The 24,967-nt window shown below is 62.6% G+C and carries 22 protein-coding genes and 2 tRNA genes; 10 read left to right on the forward strand and 14 right to left on the reverse strand.

All coding sequences use genetic code 11. The annotated features are described in order from the left end of the window. Positions 1-10 precede the first annotated feature (10 nt). From holA to RYL44_RS01435, 3 genes are all read right to left on the reverse strand, one after another. Complete coding sequence (holA, locus tag RYL44_RS01425; protein ID WP_314974854.1) at positions 11-988, reverse strand: DNA polymerase III subunit delta; 978 nt, start codon at positions 986-988, stop codon at positions 11-13. A gap of 214 nt (positions 989-1,202) precedes the next feature. Continuing rightward, positions 1,203-2,873 carry a ComEC/Rec2 family competence protein gene (locus tag RYL44_RS01430; protein WP_314974855.1) on the reverse strand — a complete coding sequence of 557 codons (1,671 nt, stop codon included), beginning with the start codon at positions 2,871-2,873 and terminating at the stop codon, positions 1,203-1,205. Further along, the gene (locus RYL44_RS01435; RefSeq protein WP_314974856.1) at positions 2,870-3,616 is read right to left on the reverse strand and encodes a ComEA family DNA-binding protein; all 747 of its coding nucleotides are present in this window, start codon (positions 3,614-3,616) and stop codon (positions 2,870-2,872) included. Before RYL44_RS01435 ends, RYL44_RS01430 begins: the two co-directional genes overlap by 4 nt. 349 nt (positions 3,617-3,965) lie before the next feature. On the opposite strand from RYL44_RS01435, the gene proC reads away from it, so the two are divergent. The 8 genes from proC (at position 3,966) to RYL44_RS01470 (ending at position 14,888) form a co-directional block, all read left to right on the forward strand. Next, the gene (gene proC / locus RYL44_RS01440; RefSeq protein WP_314974871.1) at positions 3,966-4,772 is read left to right on the forward strand and encodes a pyrroline-5-carboxylate reductase; all 807 of its coding nucleotides are present in this window, start codon (positions 3,966-3,968) and stop codon (positions 4,770-4,772) included. Between the two features lie 73 nt (positions 4,773-4,845). Continuing rightward, positions 4,846-6,210, forward strand: coding sequence for a Na+/H+ antiporter family protein (locus RYL44_RS01445; RefSeq protein ID WP_276740777.1), 1,365 nt, complete (start codon positions 4,846-4,848; stop codon positions 6,208-6,210). 319 nt (positions 6,211-6,529) lie between these two features. Next, positions 6,530-9,244, forward strand: coding sequence for a valine--tRNA ligase (gene valS, locus RYL44_RS01450; RefSeq protein WP_314974857.1), 2,715 nt, complete (start codon positions 6,530-6,532; stop codon positions 9,242-9,244). Positions 9,245-9,450: 206 nt separating this feature from the next. Further along, positions 9,451-11,784: an AAA family ATPase gene (locus RYL44_RS01455; protein WP_314974858.1), complete on the forward strand. Its 2,334-nt coding sequence runs from the start codon at positions 9,451-9,453 to the stop codon at positions 11,782-11,784. A 154-nt stretch (positions 11,785-11,938) separates the two neighbouring features. Further along, entirely contained in the window at positions 11,939-12,112 is a 174-nt protein-coding gene (locus RYL44_RS01460) for a hypothetical protein (RefSeq protein WP_314974859.1), read from the forward strand. Positions 12,113-12,165: 53 nt separating this feature from the next. After that, positions 12,166-12,462: a hypothetical protein gene (locus RYL44_RS01465; protein WP_016461218.1), complete on the forward strand. Its 297-nt coding sequence runs from the start codon at positions 12,166-12,168 to the stop codon at positions 12,460-12,462. Beyond that, positions 12,447-12,812: a type II toxin-antitoxin system RelE/ParE family toxin gene (locus tag RYL44_RS10180; RefSeq protein ID WP_390883765.1), complete on the forward strand. Its 366-nt coding sequence runs from the start codon at positions 12,447-12,449 to the stop codon at positions 12,810-12,812. Before RYL44_RS01465 ends, RYL44_RS10180 begins: the two co-directional genes overlap by 16 nt. Before the next feature lie 126 nt (positions 12,813-12,938). Further along, a complete protein-coding gene (locus tag RYL44_RS01470; protein WP_314974860.1) occupies positions 12,939-14,888 on the forward strand; it encodes an AMP-dependent synthetase/ligase in 1,950 nt (649 codons plus the stop codon). 121 nt (positions 14,889-15,009) lie between these two features. Here the strand turns inward: RYL44_RS01470 and RYL44_RS01475 are convergent, their stop codons facing one another. The 11 genes from RYL44_RS01475 to RYL44_RS01525 all read right to left on the reverse strand — a co-directional run bounded on the left by RYL44_RS01475 (position 15,010) and on the right by RYL44_RS01525 (position 23,994). Beyond that, positions 15,010-16,218, reverse strand: a complete 1,209-nt coding sequence (locus RYL44_RS01475; protein ID WP_314803658.1) for an ABC transporter permease — start codon at positions 16,216-16,218, stop codon at positions 15,010-15,012. Beyond that, positions 16,208-16,915: an ABC transporter ATP-binding protein gene (locus RYL44_RS01480; protein WP_021611644.1), complete on the reverse strand. Its 708-nt coding sequence runs from the start codon at positions 16,913-16,915 to the stop codon at positions 16,208-16,210. Before RYL44_RS01480 ends, RYL44_RS01475 begins: the two co-directional genes overlap by 11 nt. Next, the gene (locus RYL44_RS01485; protein WP_390883766.1) at positions 16,912-18,021 is read right to left on the reverse strand and encodes a peptidoglycan-binding protein; all 1,110 of its coding nucleotides are present in this window, start codon (positions 18,019-18,021) and stop codon (positions 16,912-16,914) included. Before RYL44_RS01485 ends, RYL44_RS01480 begins: the two co-directional genes overlap by 4 nt. Then, positions 17,991-18,473: a hypothetical protein gene (locus RYL44_RS01490; RefSeq protein ID WP_314974861.1), complete on the reverse strand. Its 483-nt coding sequence runs from the start codon at positions 18,471-18,473 to the stop codon at positions 17,991-17,993. Before RYL44_RS01490 ends, RYL44_RS01485 begins: the two co-directional genes overlap by 31 nt. Positions 18,474-18,646: 173 nt before the next feature. Beyond that, positions 18,647-19,003, reverse strand: a complete 357-nt coding sequence (locus tag RYL44_RS01495) for a chorismate mutase (RefSeq protein WP_314974862.1) — start codon at positions 19,001-19,003, stop codon at positions 18,647-18,649. Positions 19,004-19,050: 47 nt separating this feature from the next. Continuing rightward, positions 19,051-20,310 carry an ATP-dependent Clp protease ATP-binding subunit ClpX gene (gene clpX / locus RYL44_RS01500; RefSeq protein ID WP_314974863.1) on the reverse strand — a complete coding sequence of 420 codons (1,260 nt, stop codon included), beginning with the start codon at positions 20,308-20,310 and terminating at the stop codon, positions 19,051-19,053. A 296-nt stretch (positions 20,311-20,606) separates the two neighbouring features. Continuing rightward, positions 20,607-21,251, reverse strand: a complete 645-nt coding sequence (locus tag RYL44_RS01505) for an ATP-dependent Clp protease proteolytic subunit (RefSeq protein WP_003794993.1) — start codon at positions 21,249-21,251, stop codon at positions 20,607-20,609. After that, positions 21,251-21,862 carry an ATP-dependent Clp protease proteolytic subunit gene (locus RYL44_RS01510; RefSeq protein ID WP_073983070.1) on the reverse strand — a complete coding sequence of 204 codons (612 nt, stop codon included), beginning with the start codon at positions 21,860-21,862 and terminating at the stop codon, positions 21,251-21,253. The genes RYL44_RS01505 and RYL44_RS01510 overlap by 1 nt, the downstream gene beginning before the upstream one ends. Before the next feature lie 190 nt (positions 21,863-22,052). Further along, entirely contained in the window at positions 22,053-23,372 is a 1,320-nt protein-coding gene (gene tig, locus RYL44_RS01515) for a trigger factor (RefSeq protein WP_314974864.1), read from the reverse strand. A 216-nt stretch (positions 23,373-23,588) separates the two neighbouring features. Further along, positions 23,589-23,870, reverse strand: a complete 282-nt coding sequence (locus tag RYL44_RS01520) for an FMN-dependent dehydrogenase (protein WP_073983068.1) — start codon at positions 23,868-23,870, stop codon at positions 23,589-23,591. 47 nt (positions 23,871-23,917) lie between these two features. Then, positions 23,918-23,994: transfer RNA gene (locus RYL44_RS01525), tRNA-Pro, on the reverse strand. Positions 23,995-24,096: 102 nt separating this feature from the next. Between RYL44_RS01525 and RYL44_RS01530 the strand changes: the two genes are divergently transcribed. Next, a tRNA-Gly gene (locus RYL44_RS01530) sits at positions 24,097-24,170 on the forward strand. A gap of 475 nt (positions 24,171-24,645) precedes the next feature. Beyond that, a partial coding sequence (locus tag RYL44_RS01535; protein WP_314974865.1) for a helix-turn-helix domain-containing protein occupies positions 24,646-24,967 on the forward strand: 322 nt, incomplete at its 3' end.

Here is a 24,967-nt window from a genome sequence, read left to right on the forward strand (position 1 = left end):
GGGGCGGCTTTCAGCGCCCGTGCAGCCTGCAGATGGTGATAATGGCTTTTTCGATGGCGCGCTGCGGGTCCCGCGAGGCACCCTTCGTTTCGGCGTCTGCCGTAGCGATGGCGCCGAATGCGCCAGCTAGGGAGGCGTCGGACCATCCGCGCAGCTCGCGCCGGGCCCGGTCGACCTGCCAGGGCGCCATCTTGAGCGCGGAGGCGGCCCCGCCGATGGATACCTTCGCCATGGCGCGGAACTTCATCGCCAGGGCGGCGACGAGCACCTGCGGGGCGATGCCGGTCGCGAAGGCGTGCCGGGCGAGGGTCAGGGCTTTCGCGGAGTTGCCGGCGACAGCGGCGTCAGCCACGTCGTAGCCGGTGGCCTCGACGCGTCCCGCCTGGTAGCGGCGCACGTCCTCGAGTGTGATGCGCCCGCTCACGTCGGAGAGCAGCTGGGACAGGGCGCCCGCCATGGCACGGGGGTCGTTGCCGAGCGCGTCGACGAGGGCCTGCTGCGCCTCGGTGTCCATCTGTCGGCGGGCGGCCCGCACGTCGGAGGCGATGAGGGCCAGCTTGTCGCGGTCGTTTTTGAGCGGATCGGCGGGGATCACCGGCCACTTGGCCTTGGCGATCGCGTCGGTGACCTTCTTTCCGCGGGCGTTGCCGCCCGGGTGCGCGAGGAACAGCCATACGTCGGGCGCGGGGGCGGCCGCGTAGGCGATGAGGTCGGCGGCGAGCGCGTCGCTCATGGTCTCCAGGTCCCGGATGATGACCATGCGGGATTCGCCGAACAGGGAGGGCGAGGCGATGACGTCAATCTGCCCCGCCTGGTAGGTGGCGGCGTTGATGTCCGTGCGTTCCAGGTTCGGGTCGGCCTGGTAGGCCAGGGCGCGCAGCCGGTCGAGGGCACGGTCGACGAGGAGCCCCTCGGGCCCCTTAATCAACACGATGGGCGCCAGCGTGATCTGGGCTGGTGCCGCCGGGCGCGATCCGCGTGCTGCCACGTCTGCCTGCCTTTCGACGCGATAGTAACTCCCTAAGTCTGCCACCGCGGGCGCTCATCTGCGTCCGCCTTTGCCCTGGGCGGACACAAGCCGTGGCAGGTGTCACCCACGTTGCACACTGCATGGGCACAACTCACGCAGGTACGTGTTGACATGCGATGAGCGATCACACGCCGAGGTCTCCGTGGAAACCCGGGCGCGTGTCACCGGTCGCTCAAAGTTCCCCGGCCTCGTCCACGAGTGGACGCACCCAATGCTGCCACGCGCGCCACGAAGCCCAGCCGACACCAACGCACACGTACAGGCTCAGCACAGTTCCCACTCCCCCAGGCACCTGCGTTCTCGAACCGGGCAAAGCGGCGAAGAAACGTGCACAGTCGGCGATCCAGCCGGTCGCCCAGGAGGCGACGCGCGCGCAGGCGCTCGACGTGGGAGGGCTGATCGGAGCGAGGAGGGCGCCCGACAGGCCCGCGAGCGTGGCCACGGGCACCGCGGGCTCGGCGGCGACGTTGGCGGCAATCCCCCACACGGGGACGGTGCCGGACAGGGAGACGATGAGGGGGGCGGTGAACAGCTCGGCCAGGGCGGGCACGCACACCAGTTCGGCCAGGCGGCGCAGGACTTTCCCGATCCGTGTGTCGCCCCTGACGCGCTGCTTGGCCCCTCGTGCGAGAGCGGCGGCGGGTCCCACGACGGCCAGGGCCGCGAGCGCGGACAGCGCGAATCCGTAGGACCGGGAGGCCCAGGGGTCGATGAGGAGTGTCGCGGTGACGACCGAGCACAGCGCCGCGATGGCTTGTCCCTCGCGCCCGAGCACCAGGCCCAGGGAGGCGACTGAGGCGACGCAGACGGATCGGAGCACGGATGCTTCGGGGCCGACGAGGATGACGATGGTGGCCAGGACGAGGGTCGTTGCTCCGACGCGCAGGGGCTTGCGTGCGGGCAGGAGGAGGTTGAGGGTGGCCAGGATGATGACGATGTGGGAGCCGGACACGGCCGTCAGGTGTGTGAGCGAGGTAGCTTTCATAGCGTCTGCCAGATCGGAGGGAACCAGGCGGTCATCGCCAATCGACATGCCGGGAACGAGTCCGCGCGCGTCGCGCGGCAGGCTACCGCATGCACTGCCGAAGGCCCGGTGTGTTTCTCGCCTCCAGGCATCAAGACCACCCGGGCGCCAAAGCAGTTGAGTTTTCCGCGCGCGAATCACCCCCACGGAGGGCGGCTGGGCAGCGAAGGAGGTATCCAGGCTCCCCTCAAGCTGATACACGTCGCCGCGCGCGGCGTCCTGCCAGGAGGGGGCGCTGACCAGGGCAGTCGCGCTGGATGTGAGCCATCGCTGGCCCACCTCAACGGCGAGGATGCGCACTCGCGCTCGACTCCGCCTTGAGAACCCCGACGAGGCTGGTGTCGGGTCGCGGAGCAGACGGACCCGCACGTGCACGGGATTTTCGTCGCTGCGGACGGGGTCCAAGAGAGAGGATTGGCCGGCCGCGGAGGCGACCGCAAGCGCGCAGGCGGTGGAGGCGAGGAGGAGCGTTGCGGCGAGCCGCACTGACCGGGGAGGGGTGAGCGCGTGGCGGGGTGGCAGGGCATGTCGTCGGTTCCAGGCGTAGGAGGCGGCGCTCGACAGGGCCGCGAGCGCACACAAGACGATCGCTGGCCATGCTACGGGGTGAGCGGTGGCCCACCACGTGGCCGCCCACGCCGCGACAGCCGCGGGCAGTAGGCGCAGGTCGATCATGCGTGGGATGCTCTGGTCGGTGACTTGGTGCGCTCGCTTGCCAGCTCCAGGGGAGGGCTGATGAACGGTTATTGGTTGCGGCGACTGTGCGATGGGAAGTAGTTCCTCACCACCCGTCTCTTCTCCCTCGATGTCATTACTCATGGGCATACCCCTGGTCGTATTTTCTCGATGAGGGATGGGCCGATGCCGGGAATGTCGTCGAGGGAGTCGACGGAGGGAATGTGCGGGTGGGTTGCTCGGTAGTCGATGATGCGCGAGGCCAGGGCGGGTCCGATTCCGGGCAGTGTTTGCAGTTCGGTTGCGGTGGCTGTATCGAGGTGGATGCACGCGGCATGGGTGTTGTCTTCGCTGCCCGGCGCGAGAGGCGGGGATTCACCGGCGACTGCGACGTGAATATGCTCGCCGTCGACGAGGGGGCGGGCGAGGTTGATGGTGGTCAGGTCGGCACCGTCGAGTGCCCCGCCCGCTGCGGTGATGGCGTCTGTGACACGTGAGGATGCGGGCAGGGTGAGGACACCGGGTGTGGCGACTGCTCCCGAGACGTACACGACGACCTGCTCGGAGGGAGCGGTAACGGTTGCTGTGGGGTTGAAGCGCTCGTCCTTGTTGTCCTCGTGCGGCGTTTCCTCGGCCTGTCGTTCGGCTGATTGTTCGGTTGCTTGCTGGCTTGCGCGCGCCAGTTCGGTGGACCGCGCGTGCCGCCACACGCCGATGAGGGCGAGTGCGACGAGCACGACTAGGAGCGCGGCGACGGTGGCACTTCCGGGCAGTAGCCGTACGGCTCTCGGTTCGGGTGGTTCGTCGTCGTCTCTGATCGCACTGTCGTAGAAGGCCTTGGTCAGGGCAGCCATTTTGCGGCGCGCGAGCCATCGTGAGAGGTCCATCCTTCGACGCTAGGCCCAAGGCATCGAGGATGTCACGCCGCAAACGCTCCCCTGTGGATAGCCGCGATTGGGCGTATTCCCCTGTGGATAAAAGTCACGAGGCTGTCTTGTTCGTCCAGGAGGGCATGGCGCGGGTGTCCCGGGGGTGCCGGTGTGGTAGCGATCAAACCGCGACGCACGCACGCGCAAAAGAGCGTTTTTCGTTGTTTTCCGCGACGAGGCCGGAGCGAGGTTGTTCGACAGGGCCATCCAACCCCGGCCTCGTCTCACAGTTCGACCACTGCACCAAGAGAAGGCAAAACACGGGTAGGCTGCCTGGCAAGTGACCAACACACGCAGGGAGAAGCTCATGCGCATCGGGTTTATCGGGACGGGAGCCATGGCGCAGGCCATCGCTCGCGGCGCCGTTGCGTCCGGTGTCGATCCCGCGACATTGGTTTTCTCCAACCGTACGCCTGCCAAGGCCTGCGACCTGGCGGACGAATTGGGGGCGGCAGCCGCGTCCTCGAATGTGTCCTTGGCACGCCAGGTCGATGTCATCGTTCTGGCCGTCAAGCCGAAGGACCAGCGTACGGTCATCAAGGAGATCGGCTCCGTCGTGGTCGGACGCCCCGACGTGTGCGTCGCGTCCCTGGCTGCGGGGCGCACTCTCGACCAGATTACGCAGGACTTTGGTGCGGGGATTCCTCTGGTGCGCGTCATGCCGAACGTGGCAGCCACCGTCAGACAGTCCATGACTGCCCTCACCTCCTGTCGAACGACCGACGAACAGGTCAACGCCGTGCGCGACCTCATGAACTCAGTCGGTCGAACCATCCTCATTGACGAGGACTATTTCCCTGTTTTCCAAGCCCTGGCCTCGTGCTCACCGGCTTGGTATTTCCAGATCATCGATTCTTTCGCACGCGCGGGCTTGAAGTACGGGCTGTCCAAGGACAGCGCCGTCGAGATCGCTGCGCAGGCGATGGCGGGGTCCGCCGCACTGCTCCTTGCCGAGCGCGAGACGGGAACGATCCCCGCGCAACTCATCGACCGGGTGACGAGCCCCGGCGGTACCACGATCGCAGGATTGCTGGCCGCCGAGGAAGGTGGTTTGTCGAGTGCACTGGTAGGTGCCGTCGACGCCTCCATCCACGCCGATTCTCATCTCGGCTGACACCACCTGCCGCGAAGCGGCTTACTTTCCCCCTCATTTGGTGCACTCGCGCACCCTCAACACAGGAACGCTCATGTTGCTTTTCAACGCAGTCGTACTCTCCGTGATCGTCATGCTGGCCCTCAGCATCGCTCGCGTGCACGTCGTCATCTCTCTTTTCGTCGCCTCACTGGTGGGTGGCCTGGTGGCCGGAATGGGTCTTTCCGGTACGATGGTTGCTTTCCAGGAAGGCCTTGCCGGTGGTGCCAAGATCGCCCTGTCCTATGCGCTTCTGGGAGCGTTCGCTATGTCGGTCGCTCACTCGGGTTTGCCTCGCCTGCTGGCGAATTGGATCATCAAAAAGCTGCGCAACGCTGATCAGTCTAATTCGGCGCGTGTGGCGCGCTCCGCGAAGTGGGGCATCCTCGGTGGTGTCCTCATCATGGGCGTGATGAGTCAGAACCTGATCCCGATTCACATCGCGTTCATTCCGCTGCTGGTGCCTCCGCTCATCGGCGTCATGAACGAGCTGAAGATGGACCGACGCCTGGTGGCCTGTGCGATCACGTTCGGTATCGTCACCACCTACATGTTCGTGCCGATCGGCTTTGGTCGTATCTTCCTGCACGACATTCTCTACAAGAACATTGAGGACGCTGGCCTGCCCGTCGAGGGCGTCGTCAACCCGATGGCTGCCATGGCCATCCCCGCCGCCTCAATGGCCGTGGGTTGCTTCATTGCGCTCTTCGTCTCCTACCGGAAGCCGCGCGAGTACGAGCAGCGCGAAACTGAGTTCAGCACGAATGACGACAAACCTGTCAGCATGATGAAGGCTTGGGCTGCCGTCATCGCCCTCGTTGCCTGTTTCGTCATCCAAGCTGTCATGACCAAGATGGACTCTGAAGCGGACCCGCTTCTCGTGGGTGCACTCGTGGGCCTGTGCCTCATGCTCGCTATGCGAGTCGTGCCGTGGCAGCAGGCGGATGACGTCTTTTCGGGTGGTATGCGAATGATGAGCCTCATCGGCCTCATCATGATTACTGCCCAGGGGTATGCGGCGGTGTTGAAGGAGTCGGGCCAGATCGAGCCGCTTGTTCAGCAGACTTCCGCGATGTTCAACGGTTCGAAGGCTCTGGCCGCCATGATCATGTTGCTGGTCGGTTTGGTGATCACGATGGGTATCGGCTCGTCTTTTTCAACGCTGCCGATTATTTCCGCGATCTACGTTCCGCTGTGCATGACATTGGGTTTCTCCCCTGTCGCGACCGTCTCTATTATCGGTACGGCTGGTGCCCTGGGTGACGCGGGTTCACCTGCGTCGGACTCGACGCTGGGTCCGACAGCTGGTCTGAGCGTGGATGGTCAGCACGACCACATGCGGGACACGGTCATCCCAGAGTTCATTCACTACAACATTCCGCTGCTCATCGGCGGCTGGATCGCCGCGATGGTTCTGTAATACCGTCTCTCATTGACGAGGCCGGGGCTGGGTTCACTGCTGAGGTGGCCTGGCCCCGGCCTCGTTTGTTGGTCGTCGCGTTCGCTCTCTCCACCAAAAGTCGCACGTCATTCCGTTACTACCCTTGATGAACCATGAAGAAGTGACACGAATGCCCGTCGAATTACGTGCGAAAGTAACGATGCGCCCACAACGGCGGCCCCGGCCTCGTGTGAGCAACCCGCACCCGCCGCGTCGGCGCTGCGTTGGACCGGCGCACCTGCACAAAAGTACGCTAGTGAGGCAAACAGTCCACGACTCGGATGGAGACAACTCAATTATGGCCATGAACACCCGTGCGCAGGCGCCTCGCGTGCCCGACCGCGCCGCCCCCGAAGGCCTCGAAGCGAAGTGGGGTGAGGCCTGGGAGGACCAGGGCACCTACGCTTTTGACCGCACCGCGACGCGCGAGCAGGTGTACTCGATCGACACTCCCCCGCCGACGGTATCCGGCTCCCTGCACATCGGCCATGTTTTCTCCTACACGCACACCGACGTCGTGGCCCGCTACCAGCGCATGATGGGCAAGTCCGTGTTCTACCCGATGGGGTGGGACGACAACGGCCTGCCGACCGAGCGCCGCGTGCAGAACTACTTCGGCGTGCGCGTGGATGCGACGCTGCCCTACGACCCCGATTTTGAGCCCCCGCACGTGGGTGGCGACGGCAAGTCGATCAAGGCTCGCGACCAGAAGCCGATTTCCCGTAAGAACTTCGTGGAGCTGTGCGAGCGCCTCACGGTCGAGGATGAGGCTCAGTTCGAGGCGCTGTGGCGCTACCTGGGTCTGAGCGTGGACTGGAAGCAGAACTACCAGACGATCGGCGCGCGTGCGCGCAAGGTCGCCCAGGCCGCTTTCTTGCGTAACCTGGCGCGCGGCGAGGCCTACCAGGCCGAGGCCCCGGGCCTGTGGGATGTCACCTTCCAGACGGCGGTCGCCCAGGCTGAGCTGGAGAGCCGCGAGTACCCGGGCTTCTACCACCGCCTTGCCTTCCACATCACGGACGCCGAGGCTGCGGCGAAGGCTGCCGCCGCCGGTGCGCCCGTTGAGGACGGCGTGGACGTGTGCATCGAGACGACGCGTCCCGAGCTGCTGGCCGCCTGCGTGGCCCTGATCGCCCACCCGGACGACAAGCGCTACAAGCCGCTGTTCGGCACGACGGTCGCCTCCCCCGTGTACGGCGTTGAGGTGCCGATCCTGCCCCACCCCGAGGCCGAGATGGACAAGGGCGCGGGCATCGCCATGTGCTGTACCTTCGGTGACACGACCGACATCGACTGGTGGCGTGACCTGGAGCTGCCGCTGCGCGCGATCCTGCGCAAGGATGGCCGCATCATCACCGAGACCCCCGAGTGGATCACGACGGATGCGGGCCGCGCGGCTTTCGAGGAGATCACCGGTAAGACGACGTTCTCCGCGCGCGAGGCCGTGGTGGCCGCCCTGCGCGAGTCGGGCGAGCTGAAGGGCGAGCCGACCAAGACGATGCGTCAGACCAACTTCTTCGAGAAGGGCGACAAGCCCCTCGAGATCGTCACCTCGCGCCAGTGGTACATCCGTAACGGTGGCCGCGCGTGGACGAACCCGGCCTCGGGCACGGACCTGAACGAGGAACTCATCGGCCGCGGCCGCGAGCTGGAGTTCCACCCCGACTTCATGCGCGTGCGCTACGAGAACTGGGTGAAGGGCCTGAAGGGCGACTGGCTGGTGTCGCGTCAGCGTTTCTTCGGCGTGCCGTTCCCGCTGTGGTACCGCGTGGACGCGGACGGCCAGGTCAACTACGACGACATCATCACCCCCTCTGAGGCAGCTCTGCCGGTCGACCCGTCGACGGACGTGCCGGAGGGCTTCACGGAGGATCAGCGCGGCGTGGCCGGCGGCTTCGTGGGCGAGCTGGACATCATGGACACGTGGGCGACGTCCTCGCTGTCCCCGCAGCTGGCGTGTGGCTGGCTGGATGACGAGGACCTGTTCGCTCGCACGTACCCGATGGATCTGCGCCCGCAGGGCCAGGACATCATTCGTACGTGGCTGTTCTCCACCGTGGTGCGCGCGGACCTGGAGTTCGGTGCGCTGCCGTGGAAGCACGCGGGCCTGTCGGGCTGGATCCTGGATTCGGACCACAAGAAGATGTCGAAGTCCAAGGGCAACGTCGTGACCCCCATGGGCATCTTGGAGAAGTATGGGTCGGATGCAGTGCGTTACTGGGCGGCGTCGGCTCGCCTGGGCTTGGATGCGGCGTTCGACGAGCAGCAGATGAAGATTGGTCGCCGCCTGGCGATCAAGGTGCTGAACGCGTCGAAATTTGCGCTCACGATGGGCGGCGAGGGCGCGGCGATCGATCTGGATCCGGCGCTGGTGACGGTGCCGCTGGATCGTTCGGTGCTGGCGGCGCTGGCTTCCGTCATTGACGAGGCCTCGGCTGCCCTGGCGTCTTACGAGCACTCTCGCGCGCTCGAGGTCACGGAGTCGTTCTTCTGGACGTTCTGCGACGACTACCTGGAGCTGGTCAAGGAGCGCGCCTACAACCGTGATGGCGCGTGGGACGAGGCCTCGGCCGCGTCTGCCCGTGCGGCTCTCGCGATTGTTATTGATAACGTGGTGCGTCTGCTGGCCCCGTACCTGCCTTACGTGACGGAGGAGGTGTGGAGCTGGTACCGCGAGGGCAGCGTGCACACCGCTCCGTGGCCGGTCGCGTCCGACCTGGCCGGCGTTGAGGGCGATCCTTCGGTGCTGGAGGCCGCGTCCTCTGCTCTGATTGCGCTGCGTCGCGTGAAGTCTGAGGCGAAGGTGTCGCCGCGCACTCCGTTCCTGGCGGTGACGGTGCGCGCACCGCAGGCGCAGGTGGAGGCCCTGGAGTCGGTGAAGGGCGACCTGGAGGCCGCGTCGAAGGCCGTGGGCGCCTTGACCGTGGCTTCCTCCGACGACGCTGAGGCCACCGGGGCTGTCGTCGAGTCCTTCGAGCTGGGCGAGGCTCCGGCCAAGCGCAAGAAGGCCTGACGCTTCAGCTGGCCTTGGGGGGCCGCCCGTGGAACACCACGGGCGGCCCCCTTGTGTATGCCTGAGTTGCACGGACGCAACACAGGCTTCACCACTGGGACCCACCACACTTTATCTTGTACTTATCAGACAAGTGCATAACGCGAGCGGAAAGAATTTGCCGCAATTAGGCTACAACTGTCAAGACACTACCCAAAGGAGGGCACATGATTGAAGAAGTAGACCTCAGCGGAACCCCGTGCTTCGCACCTGATACCAAGCTAACGGGCCTGAAGAAGATCAATTTCATATTTGGCCCAAATGGATCTGGCAAAACCACATTATCTAACTCAATTCAAGCAATCAATCTTAACGACCAAGAAACCGATATTGAAGACGTTGCCATCTTCAACCGCGATTACATCAAAGAAGCATTTCGCACATGCCAAGCACCGGGGCACATTACTCTAGGCAAGCAAAGTTCGACAATCAAAGATGAAATCGATAGACTAAACACACAACTCAACAAAGAGAAAACAACGCTCGACGAGCTAAACAGAAAGACGAAAGAAGCCGAATCAGAAGAAGACAGCTTGCTAGATACCACACGAAAGAGCATTGGAAAAGGTCGAGCAAAGCTTACAACAACTCTAAAAGCATATAATTCACTCTTCCCCAAAAAGGAGCCACTAATTCCAGGAAACAACGCCACACTTCTTACCAAGCTACTGGATTTTGCAAGCCGCAACAAGACACAACATAAAAATCAATACAGTAGCATTGAGGACATAATCGAAATTCTGAAAGTAATTCCAGAAGCTGGCGCAACAGAAATTCCTGCAATCAGTCCACCATACACAGAATATACGTCCGCCGATGTTGAACAATTATTAAGCTCCACAATATCAATAAGTAACGATTCAGCAATGTCAGAATTCATTGACAAATATAACTTACAAGAATGGATCAGTCGCGGATTAGCAGCGGTTGAGGAGAATCACCTATCAACATGCCCATTCTGCCAGCAAAATTTGAGCAAGCAACTAATCTCAGAACTGAAGCACCTGTTCAACGAGGAACACGAAGCGCACCTCAAAGCAATTCAGCAAGCTTCCCTCGCGACCACAAATTATATCGATCATTGCAGCGCACTAGTAAACACACTTACGATGGATGCAGAGTATAAACCAATTGATTGTGCCTCACCACTAAGAATAATCAATAGCGCACTAAAAGACATGAGACAAATACAAAGCAAATTGGAACATAAGGCAATCGAACCCAACTTAGCCTCATCAACCAACGTAACATACGATCCTTTTCAGACAATTGATGAACAAGTCAATATCATCAAGTCACAGATCGATAACTACAATAAAAGTGTCAACGCAGGAATGAGAGAGCGCAGGATCCTAATTCAAAATGCCAGATTCGCTCTGTACGAGTATCTCACACAAGTTGAATTTTACAACACTCTGAATGAGTACAAAGAAAAATTACGGAAGATTAGTTTAAGAAAACCTACAAATGAAGATATTGCCTCCATTCAACATAAGATGAAACACACACGCTCAGCGATAGAAGAGGAGAAGTCAAAGCTCAGCCAGGTTGGTGAGAAAATGACATTCATCAACCAGCTTCTCACATATATCGGATTTACTAGCTTCTGCCTCATAACACCTGATGAAGCTGAACAGGCAACCAATTCAGAATCAGCTTCTGGCCAATACATACTCGTCCGTCAAAATGGCGATGGATTTAGTTTTCCAATTGACACTTCAACACTTTCCGAAGGCGAGCGCACCCTTCTTACCTTCCTATATTTTATTACAAAATATCTTGAACCCAACAATTCATCAGTTAGCGAATATTCCCGACCCACATTGCTCGTCATTGACGATCCCATTGCATCCACAGATGCGGAGACATTTTTCCTAATCACGAATCTCATCCGCAGTCTTCTCGACGATGTCGCAAATGAGAATATAGAACACTGCGTAAAACAAGTTATCATAACTTCGCATAACACTAGGTTCCTCAAGGAAGTCGCCTTCAGTTTTCAAAAGCATGACGACGCCAACACGCCAGCCGCGTTCTATACGATCACAAAGAATCGGAACGGGTCAGCCATCTTCGGCCCTGAATCTGCTTCTCGTATTACAAATGAATACAACGATCTGTGGGCAGAGGTCAGACGCTGCACTGCACTTCTACAGAAAGCAGATAAGAGTAAGGTAGCGCCACCGAAATTCCCACTTCTTGGCAATACAATGCGCCGCATTATCGATTCTTATTTCCTTGACATTGGCGAAAAAGGGTCTCTAACCTCACTTGGAAAGTCAAAAAATAAGAAGGTCAGCATTCTGATTGCATTCTGTAATTCCAGCTCCCATTCCGCAATGGGTTCGGAATTATACGACACGGTCAACTGGAACCCAAGACAGCTTCTCAACGCTTTCAAAGAGGTCTTCGAGACAATAGATGACGGTGCTCATATTGGACACTACAAGATGATGATGCAGCAGCGGAAGTCCGATCATGCATTACTTGCGCTTCGCTAGCTGTCACTCTGGCCCCTGCTACACATTATTCTTCCAGTTAATGTTTGGGCATTTACGTAAGCTGCACGCATTTTGCTGTACTTTGGGCCATCAAACGTAGGCACTCATGCACAAGCTGGCATGGGACCGTTCGTGATGAACTACGGGCGGCCCCTTGCCTGTCTCCAGCGTCGAAAGACACCGGGCAAGGTGCGGCACGGACTTCGGCACAATGCTCGCCCGCCAGCCCTGGAACAAGCCCTTCGACTACGAACTCCTCGACGCCTTCATTCAGCACCAGCTCACGGAAAAGCAGGACATCACATCGTTCTGGCGTCCCAAGTCGTGAAGATTCAACCACAAAACAACACATGAGCTCCTAACAACTTGTACAATTAGTACATGTCAACCGCTACACTCTCCGAGTTTCGCCAGAACCAGGCACAGTACATCGCCGCCGCCCAAGTCGAACCCGTCGAGCTGCGCTCGCGCGGCGCACAGACCCGCGCGGTCCTCGTCTCCCCCGCTTTCTACGAAGAAGCTATCGCTGCCCTCGAAGCACGGCGGGAAGCCCGCGAGCGCGAGGAATACGAGACATGGCTCCGTGAGAATGCTCTACCCGCCCTCGAACACTACCTTGAGCACCCGGAGACTGCGCACACTCTCGATGAGCTGACTGCTGCATGGGGACTGAAGTAGTGGCACCCCCACGATGCCTTGCTATTGGCGATACTGCATACCACGACCTCGTCAACTTTCGCGGCGAACTCCTAACCCTCAGCGGCTCAGAACAGACAACCGATGCTTACCTTGCTGCTCTACGCGATTTTCTGTCCCGTCTCGCTGAGTTCCCTCATCGCGGTGAAGCGCGTCCCGATCTTCACCCGTCAATACGGGTGATAGGTTTTCGCCAGCGGCTTCGCATCGTTTTCGCCGTGATGGAGGATCAGGTGCTGATACTCGCCGTGCAATCTGCGAGGCAAGGGCGAGTTACCCTACCTGAATCTGTCTATCAGTTCCTTGAGGTCCTTGACGGCGAAGTCAGGTAGCACAAACAGCATCCGCAGTTTGAGAGTTCCACTCCCCCACCCTACGGGCGCGTAGGATAGGGCCAGCAGCATCGCGCCGCTCAGGCCTCGCCCGGTGGCGCTCACTCAAGCCTCCAGGGAGCACGCATGACCACGAAGGAAACCCCGGCCTCGTCCAACGACGACGAGACGACGCAGACGCAGGCGCGCACGACCACAGACGTCACGACCGAAACAACCGACGCGACCGCCGACTCACAGGAGGCCGCCCCCGCGACCGAAGCCCTCGAGTGGCACGCCCCCGTCATGGTGCGCATCGACGAGCACACGACGATCCCCCACCTGCTCAAGGAACGCGTGCAGCGCAGCGCCACCCGCCCGCTGATCCTGCGCAAGATCGGCATCGGCGACACGTGGCGCTCGATCACGGCGCGCGAGTTCTACGACGAGGTGCACGCGGTCGCCGCCGGCCTCATCGCGCGCGGCCTGGAGCCCGGCGACCGCGTCGCGATCATGAGCCGCACCCGCTACGAGTGGACGCTCCTCGACTTCGCCTGCTGGGCGGCCGGCCTCGTCCCCGTGCCCATCTACGAGACCAGCTCCATCGACCAGGTCGCCCACGTCCTCGTCGACGCGGACGTCAACCTCATCATCACCGAGACCGTCTCCATGGCGGAAATCGTGCGCGCCGCCGCCGAAAGAGAAAACCGCGACAACACGCACGTCCTCTCCCTGGATTCGGAGGCCATCGAAACGCTCATCGCGGAGGGCGCGGCCACCCCGCGCGAGCGCGTCCTCGCCCGCTCCGAGGCCCTCACCAAGGACGACATCGCAACCATCGTCTACACGTCGGGCACGACGGGCACCCCCAAGGGCACGGTCCTGTCCCACGAGAACTTCACGAACCTGTGCCTGAACGCCCACGCGTGGATGCCGGAAATCGCGGCGGGCAAGAACTCGCGCCTGCTCCTCTTCCTGCCCCTCGCCCACGTGTTCGCGCGCTTCCTGCAGGTCTTCCAGATCAGCGGCAACGGCGTCCTCGGCCACGCGCCCAACATCAAGAACCTGCTGCCCGACCTGGCGTCCTTCCGCCCCAGCTACCTCCTCGTCGTCCCGCGCGTCCTGGAAAAGATCTACAACTCGGCGGACACGAAGGCGCGCGGCCCCAAGCGCAAGATCTTCCGCTGGGCGGCCAAGGTCGCGATCGCCTACTCCCAGGCCCTCGACACCGAGGAAGGCCCCTCCGTCTCCCTCAAGGCCCAGCATGCCCTCGCCGACAAGCTCGTCTACCAGCAGATCATCCGCCTGGTGGGCGGCAACGCGGACTACATCGTGTCGGGCGGCGCACCCCTGGCCACCTGGCTCGCGCACTTCTACCGCGGCGTCGGCATCCCCGTCCTGGAGGGCTACGGCCTGACCGAGACGGTCGGCCCGGTCTCCGTGAACACGCCCCGCCTGTCCAAGATCGGCACCGTGGGCCCGGCCCTGCCGCCCATGTCCTTCAAGATCAGCGACGAGGGCGAGATCCTCCTCAAGGGTCCCAGCGTCTTCCAGCGCTACCACAACAACCCCGAGGCCACGGCCGCCTGCTTCACCGACGACGGCTGGTTCCGCACGGGCGACCTGGGCTCACTGGACCGCGACGGCTACGTGTCCATCACGGGCCGCGCGAAGGAAATCATCGTGACGGCGGGCGGCAAGAACGTCGCCCCGGCCGCCCTCGAAAACCCGATGCGCTCCCACCCGCTCATCTCCCAGGTCCTGGTCGTGGGCGACCAGAGGCCCTTCGTCGCCGCACTCATCACGCTGGACGCGGAGATGCTGCCCGATTGGCTCGCCGCGCACTCGCTGCCCCCGATGAGCGTCGCAGAGGCGGCCACGAACGTCGAGGTCCTGGCCTCCCTGGAAAAGGCGGTGGCTTCGGCGAACGAACACGTCTCGCGCGCCGAATCGATCCGAAAGATCAAGGTCCTCACCACCGACTTCACGGAGGCCAACGGCCTGCTCACCCCCTCCCTGAAGGTCAAGAGGGCCGAGGCCACGCGCCGCTTCGCCCCCGTCATCGACGAGATCTACGGCGGCCCCGTGCAGAGCTGATGCACGCACAACCGACGCACGCGCGACCGACGCTCACATGAACGAGGCCGTGGCCGGCTCGCGCTCCCCCGAACGGTACGGGGATTGCTGAGATGGCCACGGCCTCGTGCGTGCCCGGCGGCTACTGCGAGGCGAGGGCCGCCGTCGGAGGCGTGCGCGCCGCACGGATCGCGGGGTAGAGCCCGGCGACGGCGCCGATGAGGAGAGTCGCGCCCAGGCCCGCGGCGATCACCCACCAGTGCAGGGTCGGCGGCCACCCGTAGGCGATGCACATGCCCCACGTGACGCCCGCGCCGATCAGGCATCCGGCGACGCCCCCCAGGAAGGACAAGATGAGGGCCTCGGCCAGGAACTGGACGCTGATGTGGCCTCGCTTCGCGCCCAGCGACCGGCGCAGGCCAATCTCCTTGCGGCGCTCCAACACCGAGATGATCATCGTGTTGGCCACGCCGATGCCGCCCACCAGCAAGGCGATCGAGCCGACGCCCGCGAGCAGCGTCGTGAACGTCTGATCGGCTGCGTTTTGCGCGGCCAGCGCGTCCGAGGGGCGCGAGACCTTCAGGCCCGTAGCGCCCTGTGGCGCCAGGGTCGGCCCGAGAAGGGCCCGCACGTTCTCCACCTGGTCCTCGGCGCTTCGCTCGTAGATCGTCGTGGGCGTCTTGCCCGCGTCGAAGAGTGATGCGGCGGCGGGGATGCCGATGAGCGCCGTGTTGTCGAGCTCCTCGGCCAGGGGCGCGTGCTCCATGACGCCCAAGACCGTGAAGGATCGGCCTCCCAGCCACACCTGGGTGCCCGGCTCGACGACGCCGAGCAGCTGCGCGGCCTTCGATCCCAGCACGACGCCCGGGTAGCGGGCGGTCGCGTCGTTGAGCCACACGCCGTGCTTCATCTGCCCGGAGACGACCTCCAGCAGGTTCGTGTCCGCGGCCATCGTGATGATGCCGCCCGTCGCGTTCGGGTCCGACAGGCGCGAGCGGTAGACGGACACGCCCGACAGGGTGGACGTGGAGGCCGCCGAGGTGACGCCCGGGATCATGAGGGTCCGCCCCACGGAGTCCTCGGGCAGGATCAGGTCGGTGCCGGCCAGGTCGGCGCCGCTTCGAGCCGTCAGCATGTTGGTGCCCAGGGCCCGCAGCTGCTCTTGGAGCTGAGCCTGGGAGGAGGCGGATACTCCGACGACGCCGACCATCGCGGCGATGCCGATAGCGATGCCCAGGGCCGACAGGACGGCGCGCATCGGGCGCGAGCGCAGGCCGGTCAGGCCCAGGCGCGCCACGTCGGAGGCGCGCAGGCTCGAGCGGTGCGCGCGAGCGCGGGTGCTACTCGTCATTGCTACCTCCCACGCCTCCCGGGCGTCCCGAATCGGACACGATTTCGCCGTCACGGATGGCGATCTGGCGCGGCAGCGAGGCCGCCAGCTCGTTGTCGTGGGTGATCACGATGATCGTGGTACCGGCCTCGTTGAGCTCGCGCAGCAGGGCGACGATGGAGGCGCCGGAGCGCGAATCCAGGTTGCCGGTCGGTTCGTCCGCGAGCAGCAGCGCCGGGTGGCCGATAATGGCGCGTGCGATGGCGACCCTCTGGCGTTCGCCGCCCGACATCTGGTGGGGTTTGTGGTCGATGCGATGCCCGAGGCCCACTCGGGTCAGCGCCTCACGCGCGGCCTCGCGGCGCTTGGCCCGGGGCACGCCCCGGTAGAGCAGACCGTCGGCCACGTTGTCTAGGGCCGACACGCCGGCCGTGAGGTGGAACTGCTGGAAAACGAAACCGATGAGGGAGGAGCGCACGCCGGACAGTTCAGTGTCGCGCAGCGAAGACACGTCGGTTCCGCCGATGCACACGCTCCCGGAGGTGGGTCTATCCAGCGTTCCGATCAGGTTCAGCAGAGTCGATTTCCCGGAACCCGAAGGTCCGACGATGGCGACGAACTCGCCCTCATCGACGCTCAGGGATACTCCGTTGCAGGCGTGCACGGGCGGTGAGCCAAAGGACCGGTGCACGTCGGTCAATTCCAGGATGTGGCTCATCGGTTGGGTACCACCACGCGCTGGCCTTCGGCAATATCGTCGCCGCTCACTTCGACGCGGTCGCCCGCAAACAGGCCGACGGTGACGGGAACCCGTGTCACAGCACCGGCCTCGTCAACGACCTCGACGCCGAACTGCTCTGAGGTCAGCGCAACGAGCGCACCCAGGGGCACGGAGAGGACGTCCTTGCGCGACTCGGAAGTAAATCCGAGGGAGACAGACGCCTCCTGCAAGCCTTCGAGGGCGGACGGATCATCCGGGGTGATCGTGACTGGCACGATGCGTTCCTTCGACGCTTCCCTATTACTAGACGACGCGTCGCCGGGCTTGTCCGTCGGCGGCTCCACCGAGGTGATCGTTCCGGTCGTGGAGGTTGCAGAACCGGGCAGGCGAATGGTCACTGAGTTTCCGACGACACCCAGAGCCTGGTCGGAGAGCTTCAGGTTAGCGGAGATGATCTGGCGTGAAGACGAGACCGCAAACAGTTCCGTTTCCGTCGTCGCTGTATCACCCACACGAGATTTCAACGCACCGACGCGCAGGTCCTCGGGGGCGAAGAGGACAGAGCCGAGGGGCAGGGTGCCATCCTGGGGCAGGTTGAGGGCCTTCTGCCAACGCTTGATCGCCGCGGTCGTGTACCAATCGAAGTGAGCGTTAGGGGTCGCCTCGAAGTAGCCGAGTTCGGACAGGGCGTTCTCCAACTGGGTCACATCCTGGCCATCACTCATACCTTCACCGAATGCACGCCACGCGGGGATCGCCCCGTGGAGCAGATAGCTGTTGGCACCGGCAACCGTGTAGACGTGATCGCCCTGGCCCAGCGTCGTGCCGGGCGTGGGCAGGGCGGTGACGACGCCCTCAAAGGAGCTCTTTTGCACGTAGGAATCCGCGTAACGCAAGTTTCCCTGCACGGTTGTCTCCCCCACCAGGTCGCCGCGCGTGATCGTCGCGGTGGCACCGTCGAAGGACTGCGGCGCATCGGAATTGGCTGTGGCTCCCGAGCACGCGGACAGGGACAGAGCGCAGAGGGCAACCAGTGCTGCCGCGACGAAGGCACACGGCGAACCCGCTGTCCTCACTTGGCCGCTCCGGTCTGAGTGAAGCATTTGTTGATCGCGTCCTGGGGGATGTCCTGCAGGTTGATGCCACCGCTAGCATCGGGGTCCTTGACGTCATAGCCGAGGCCGCGCAAGCACTCCGCCCCCTTCACCAGCGTCTCACGCGCAGCCTGGTCATTCATGACACTGTCGTCGCCTGTCATGCCGGATACCTTGTCCATGCACTCGTTGAGGGCCGAGTTGAAGGCGTCGGACGTGTCCTTGAGGTTCTCGGGCGTCAGGCCGGTGTCGGGCACGTCGAAGCCCTTCTCACGCATGCACTGGGCGAACACCAGGTTCGGGTCGCCGCTGGCGGCGTTCGTGGCCGCCGCGCTCGGGCTCTTCGTGGACGTGGACGAGGTGGACGAACCAGACGATCCGGTCGATCCGCAGGCGCTGAGGGCCGCCGCCAGGGTGATGGCAATGACGGCAAGGGCGCGCGTCTGTGCGCAATTCTTCATCGAAAACTCCTTGAGGAATGCTTATCGGCAATGGTTCTCACTACCTGCCTAGATTACAGCCCTCTATCCTGAAAGCTACCTGAAAACTATCGGGGAGCGCGCGCAGAGTTTCGTCAGACAACCAACCCTGGGAGCCAATGAACGAGGCCGGGGCGAGGTTTGCCCACCCACACTCAGGGACGCGAAGCCTCGTCGTATTCGGCCTTGATGTCCTCGTGGTGACGGATGACCTCACGGACCATGAAACCCAGGAACTTCTCCGCGAAATCGGGGTCAAGGCCGGAGGCGGCGGCAAGGGCACGCAAGCGCTCCACTTGGCGAGCTTCGCGGGCTGGGTCTGCGGGAGGTAGGTCCAGGCGCGCCTTGATGTGGCCAACGCGCTGAGTACAGCGGAAACGTTCGGCGAGAATGTGCACGAGGGCGGCGTCGATGTTGTCGATCGTTGCGCGCGCCTCCGCCAGCTCGGCGGGAATGCCGCTGACTCCACGGTCGGCCGAAGCTGCCACCACGGCCTCGTCACGATCCTGCATACAATCCTCCTACTGCGTATCGACTGCCCCCAGTCTAGCGAGAGGACTCAGGCGCTGCGCTTGCCTTCCGAGGAACGTTCGGGGTACAGCTCGGCCTCGCCCACGCCCTCCACCAGGTCGCGGGTGACGACCACGCGGGCGACGTCGTCGCGGCTGGGAAGGTCAAACATGAGGTCGGACAGAGTCTGCTCCATGATCGATGACAGGCCACGCGCACCGGTCTTGCGTTCGTTCGCGCGCGCGGCGATGGCCAGGAGCGCCTCGTGGGTGAACTCCAGGTCCATGCCGTCCAGCTCGAAGAGGTGCTGGTACTGGCGCACCAGAGAGTTCGACGGTTCAGTAAGGACTCGCACCAGGTCCTCCTCCGTGAGCTCCTTCGTGGAGGTCAGGATGGGCAGGCGGCCGATGAACTCGGGAATCATACCGAACTTGTGCAGATCCTCGGCGGACACGGCCTCGTACAGGTCACCCATCTCCGAAGCACTCTTCAGCTCGGAACCAAAGCCTGTGGAGCGACGTCCCAAGCGCGCCTTCACAATGTCCTCGATGCCCGCAAACGCGCCGGCCGCGATGAAGAGGATGCCGGAAGTGTCAATCTCCAGGAACTGCTGGTGGGGGTGCTTGCGCCCGCCCGTGGGGGGCACGGAGGCGACCGTGCCCTCGATGATCTTCAGGAGCGCCTGCTGGACACCCTCGCCGGACACGTCGCGCGTGATCGAAGCGTTCTCAGCCTTTCGGCCGATCTTGTCGATCTCGTCGACGTAGATGATGCCCTTCTCGGCTTTCTTGATGTCGCCGTCGGCCTCTTGGATGAGGCGCAAGAGAATATTCTCCACGTCCTCGCCAACATACCCGGCCTCCGTCAGCGCGGTGGCGTCCACGATCGCGAAAGGCACGTCGAGGAGGCGGGCCAGGCAACGCGCCAGGTGCGTCTTACCCGTACCGGTGGGACCCAGGAGAAGAATGTTGGACTTGGTGCCCTGCATGTCCTCGGCGTTGCCCGCCTCGCGCGAGCGCACGCGCTTGTAGTGGTTATACACGGCCACGGACAAAGCACGCTTAGCTCGATCCTGGCCGATCACCCACGTGTTCAGGAATTCGTTGATCTCACGAGGCTTAGGCAGGGGTATCGCCGAGGACGAAGCCTGCTGAGCTCCGAGTTCTTCCTCGATAATCTCGTTACACAACTCGATACACTCGTCGCAGATATACGCACCGGAGCCACCAATAAGCTTACGCACTTGCTTTTGGCTCTTGCCGCAGAAGGAGCACTTGAGCAGTTCCGCGCCATCAGTCAGACGAGCCACGAGACCTCCACTTGGTTGAGCGCTTTCCGTTCGGTCGGAGACGCTTTCGCACTTACTAGAAAATAAACTAATGCACGGAGCGGAAAATTCCACGCAGGCACGCACATCGTTATGAAATGGTCACACATCACCACATTCGATAAACAAACCAATCTTTCGGGGCGAAACCACCTGTCCGAGTCGGCCCACACTCCCCTTTCGTCAGACACCATCGTCTGTTCTATCAGCAACGAGGCCATGGCACGCACCACACAATCACGCGTGGGACAGCCACGGCCTCGTCCATGATGAACGGGTCACAGAGCCTTACGAGACTCCAACACCTGGTCAATCAGACCGTATTCAGCGGCCTGAGGAGCGGTAAGAATCTTGTCACGCTCAATGTCGCGACGCACCTGCTCCACCGGCTTGCCAGAATGCTTCGAAATAGTGTCTTCAAGCCACGCGCGCATGCGGTCGATCTCGTCCGCGACAATCTGAATGTCCGAGGCCTGCCCCTGCATGCCCTCCATCGCCGGCTGGTGAATGAGGACGCGCGCGTTGGGCAGCGCCAGGCGCTTGCCGGGCGAGCCAGCAGCCAGCAGCACGGCTGCGGCCGAGGCGGCCTGACCCAGGCAGACCGTCTGAATCTGCGGCTTGATGTACTGCATCGTGTCGTAGATCGCGGTCAGCGCCGTGAAGGAGCCGCCGGGCGAGTTGATGTACATGGTGATCAGCGAATCGGGATCCTGGGACTCCAGGACCAGCAGCTGCGCCATGACGTCATCCGCGCTGGCATCATCCACCTGCACGCCCAGGAACACGATGCGGTCCTCGAACAGCTTCGTGTAGGGATTCTGGCGGCGGAAACCGTATGCTGTGCGCTCCTCGAAGTCGGGCAGCACGTAGCGGGCCTGGGGCATCTGGCGGGCGACCGCCTCAAAGTAGGGCTGGGTGCTCATCAGTTCTCTCCTCGCGTTCCGATCTCCTGCGGGCTGTCGATCACGCGGTCGACGAAGCCGTACTCGAGGGCCTCCTGCGCCGTGAACCAGTGGTCGCGATCGCCGTCGGCCTCCACCTGCTCGACGGTCTTGCCCGTGCGAGACGCGGTGATGGCCGCGAGTTCCTTCTTCATGCCCAAGATCAGGTCCGCGTTAATGCGAATCTCCGTCGCGGAGCCACCCGCACCACCGAGGGGTTGATGCAGCAAAACCCTGGTGTGAGGCGTGATGTAACGCTTGCCGGGCGCACCCGACGTCAGCAAGAACTGTCCCATCGACGCGGCCAGGCCCATACCCACCGTGACAACATCCGGCTTGATGTACTGCATCGTGTCGTAGATCGCCATACCGGCCGTCACCGAGCCACCGGGGGAATTAATGTACAGGTAGATGTCGCGGTCCGGGTCCTCAGCCGCGAGCAGCAGCAGCTGCGCGCAGATCGCGTTCGCGTTTTCGTCGCGGACCTCGCCACCCAGCCAAATGATGCGTTCCTTGAGCAGGCGCTGGTAGACCGAGTCCCCCAGTCCCAGCTGCGAGCCTTCGCCGACAGCACCGGTATTCTGCACGCTCACGCGTACCTCCTCGTCTGTTCACGGGCCCAGACGGCCCCATTGGTGTCAACCGTACCCGCTGCGCGCCCCACGGCGCGCGCGCCGTGCCGCTGTTTCGCTGTGGGCACATGCCGCGAGGGGCGAGGCTTAAGCCTCGCCCCTCGCGATCACAGTGGGATGCTCGTCAGCACGGAAAGTACCGCGCCTTCACTCATTCCTGCTCGTCGGCAGGCTCGGTGACGATCTCCGCGCCGGCTTCGGCGCCAGGATCAGCGCCGAAGAACTTGGTGAGGTCAACGTCGGCGCCATTCGTGTCCTTGACGGTGACGACCTTGAGGGCCTCAATGAGAGCCTTGGAGCGACCAAGGTCGGCAACAACGTTGGCCATCTGCTGCGAGGAGGAGAACAGCTGGTTGATGTCGACCCCGAAGTTCTGCGACATCTGGATCGCGTAGTCGATGAGTTCCTGCTGGGAAACCTGAACGTCGAACTTCTTGGCCAGGGCCTCGGAGAGCAGTTCGGTGCGCATCTCCTTCTCGACTGCTTCGCGAGCCTCCTTCTTGGCCTTGGGCTTAGCATCTTCGCCGACGCGGTGCTCAACCTGGTCATCGACCGCGGACTCGGGCAGGACGATCTCAACCTTGTCGAGGAGGACGTCGATGAGGGCGTCACGCGCGGCGAGGGCCTGCTGGGATTCCTTGGATTCGCCGGCCTGCTTCTTCAAGTCCTCAGTCAGCTCATCGATGGTGTCGAACTCAGATACCATCTGGGCGAAGTCGTCGTCAGCCTTGGGCAGCTCGCGCGCCTTCATGGCCTTCACAGTGATAGTCACCTCGGCTTCTTCGCCCTCGTGGTCGCCGCCCTTGAGCGTGGACGTGAAGGTGACCTCGTCGCCGGCCTTGGTGCCGCGCAGCGCGGTGTCCTGGCCGTCAAGCATGGTGCCGGACCCGATCTCGTAGGAGACGTCGGAAGCGGAATCAACCTGCTCGCCGTTGATGGTGGCGACCAGGTCGATGGTCGCGAAGTCGCCGGTCTTGGCCTTGCGGTTGATGGTCTTCAGGGTCGCGAAGCGACCGCGCAGGTCGTCGAGCTCCTTCTGGACGTCTTCCTCGGTGACCTCGGTGGGCGCGACCTCGACGACGATGGATTCGTCAATCTCAGGCAGTTCAAAGGGAGGAACGACGGCGACTTCGGCGGTGAAGACGAGCTGGCCGCCCTGGGGACCGGTCACGTTCGGGATCTCGGTGACGTCGACCTCTGGCTGGGCCATGGGGCGCAGCTCGTTCTGGTTGACGGCGTCAGAGTAGTGGCCGGGCAGGACCTGGTTAACGACCTGCTCGATGACGGCGGCGCGACCGAAACGCTGATCGATGATGCGCGGAGGCACGTGGCCCTTACGGAAGCCAGGGATGTTGACTTGTCCGGCGATCTCCTTGTACGCCTTGTCCATTTCGGACTTCAGTTCCTCGAAGGGAACTTCAACAGTCAGGCGAACCTTGGTGGGCTCGAGGGTTTCAACGGTGCTCTTCACGTGCGTACGCTCCGTAGTCTACGAATAGGGGAACGCCCATGTCGGGCGCATAACAACCTGGCCAGTTTACGCCACGCATTGCTTAATGTCTCTCTTCGCTGTCGGCAAATGGGCGTATGGAGCTCCTCACGGGCCTAACGCGTGCGCAATTGCACACCACTGTTGTGTTTGTTTCGTCCGGGACGAGGCCTGGGCAGGCTTGGTGGTCTGCTGTCCTCAGGGGGTCAGGTAGTGGGAGCGGCCGCGCATGACAGCGGCCAGCCGCGCGCGGGGCACGTCGGCGACCTCACGGACTGCGTCGGTGATTGCGGCGTGGATGGTTCGTGCTTCTGCGTCGTCGACGGCTGTGAATCGTGCTGTGATGCGTGGCTGCCTCGCGACAATGGCGATGTCCCAGGATTCGAGCCGTGTCACTGTGCGCGCAGCCTGTTCGACTTCTTCGGGGGCACGCCCGGGTGCGAGGGTCGTGACCGTCAGGATGGTCCGGTAGGACGGCATGACACCTCTCCTGCTCGCGTTGGCGGGTGCGACAGTGTCGTCGCTGATGGTCGGGGTGACAGGATTTGAACCTGCGACCCTCTGCTCCCAAAGCAGATGCGCTACCAAGCTGCGCTACACCCCGATGGATACGTATGTCCGCTGCCCTATCATACGGGAGGTGATGCTAAATGTCGCGTACGCGGAAAATTACCGCTAGGATCGTTGGTGTCCCCTCCGGGGGTACGCGGATGTAGCTCAATGGTAGAGCCTCTGCCTTCCAAGCAGATCACGCGGGTTCGATTCCCGTCATCCGCTCCAAAAGAACGTCACTCTGGATACAAAGGTTTCCGGCACGGCCAGGAACTATCCAGGGTGGCGTTTTCGCTGTTCTGTGGCGGTTTTGGGGTGTTGAAGCCGGGTGTGTGGTGCCGTGGAGGAGCCTCTGACGGCGGCTGATCGGAGCCTCGGAGGGGTGACTCAGGGGTTCGCTCGGTACGTCGAGGCAGAAAGCGTCAAAAAGTGTGGCCTTGCGTCAAAAGGTTCAGTTCCGCGTCAAAAAGTACGGCCTCGTGCTCCTAGTGCTCCTACAGATCAACCAGAAAACGGCAAGGTCCCAAGGAAGGCCCGGAGACCGAGTTTGAAAACCGGGTCATGTTGGATTTGGACCAAGCGTGTGCTGAGGTAGTACTTCACCCTTGCTGGATCATGGTTTGCATTAGCTATATTTTGTATGGGCGGTGTCATAGGGTGTAAGCAATTTTCGTGTAGTGGTGATGCTGTTTGGAGGCTGATCATGGGGTGTCGTCGGATGCTTGGTGCCTGGGATCGTGCGGCGATCATGGCGGGGGTGAATGTGGGCTTGTCCCAGACGCGTATCGCTCACTTGATTGGGCGTAGCCCCTCGGTGGTGTGCCGTGAGATCGCCCGCCATACGGGCCCTGATGGGCAGTATTGGGCCGAGGAGGCCGGCAAGGCGGCCCGCGCGGCTAGGCGTCGCCCGAAGAAGCGCCTGTTGGATTGTGACGAGGTCCTTCGCGACCGTGTGATTGCTGATTTGTCTCAGGGGCACACTCCCCGCCAGATCAGCGGGCGCCTGCGAGAGGAGGCGTGTGGCA

The sequence above is a fragment of the Actinomyces bouchesdurhonensis genome (assembly GCF_963540955.1).
GTDB lineage: Bacteria > Actinomycetota > Actinomycetes > Actinomycetales > Actinomycetaceae > Pauljensenia > Pauljensenia bouchesdurhonensis.

Bases quoted from the DNA above. Each gene is read 5' to 3' on its own strand.
- RYL44_RS01465 (WP_016461218.1), top strand. From the start codon at position 12,166: ATGTCAACCGCTACACTCTCCGAGTTTCGCCAGAACCAGGCACAGTAC.
- RYL44_RS10180 (WP_390883765.1), top strand. From the start codon at position 12,447: ATGGGGACTGAAGTAGTGGCACCCCCACGATGCCTTGCTATTGGCGAT.
- RYL44_RS01435 (WP_314974856.1), bottom strand. From the start codon at position 3,616: ATGGACCTCTCACGATGGCTCGCGCGCCGCAAAATGGCTGCCCTGACC.
- RYL44_RS01445 (WP_276740777.1), top strand. From the start codon at position 4,846: ATGTTGCTTTTCAACGCAGTCGTACTCTCCGTGATCGTCATGCTGGCC.
- RYL44_RS01430 (WP_314974855.1), bottom strand. From the start codon at position 2,873: ATGAGTAATGACATCGAGGGAGAAGAGACGGGTGGTGAGGAACTACTT.
- RYL44_RS01475 (WP_314803658.1), bottom strand. From the start codon at position 16,218: ATGACGAGTAGCACCCGCGCTCGCGCGCACCGCTCGAGCCTGCGCGCC.
- RYL44_RS01520 (WP_073983068.1), bottom strand. From the start codon at position 23,870: ATGCCGTCCTACCGGACCATCCTGACGGTCACGACCCTCGCACCCGGG.
- RYL44_RS01505 (WP_003794993.1), bottom strand. From the start codon at position 21,251: ATGAGCACCCAGCCCTACTTTGAGGCGGTCGCCCGCCAGATGCCCCAG.
- RYL44_RS01490 (WP_314974861.1), bottom strand. From the start codon at position 18,473: ATGAAGAATTGCGCACAGACGCGCGCCCTTGCCGTCATTGCCATCACC.
- RYL44_RS01470 (WP_314974860.1), top strand. From the start codon at position 12,939: ATGACCACGAAGGAAACCCCGGCCTCGTCCAACGACGACGAGACGACG.
- RYL44_RS01480 (WP_021611644.1), bottom strand. From the start codon at position 16,915: ATGAGCCACATCCTGGAATTGACCGACGTGCACCGGTCCTTTGGCTCA.
- proC (WP_314974871.1), top strand. From the start codon at position 3,966: ATGCGCATCGGGTTTATCGGGACGGGAGCCATGGCGCAGGCCATCGCT.
- RYL44_RS01495 (WP_314974862.1), bottom strand. From the start codon at position 19,003: ATGCAGGATCGTGACGAGGCCGTGGTGGCAGCTTCGGCCGACCGTGGA.
- valS (WP_314974857.1), top strand. From the start codon at position 6,530: ATGGCCATGAACACCCGTGCGCAGGCGCCTCGCGTGCCCGACCGCGCC.
- RYL44_RS01485 (WP_390883766.1), bottom strand. From the start codon at position 18,021: ATGCTTCACTCAGACCGGAGCGGCCAAGTGAGGACAGCGGGTTCGCCG.
- RYL44_RS01455 (WP_314974858.1), top strand. From the start codon at position 9,451: ATGATTGAAGAAGTAGACCTCAGCGGAACCCCGTGCTTCGCACCTGAT.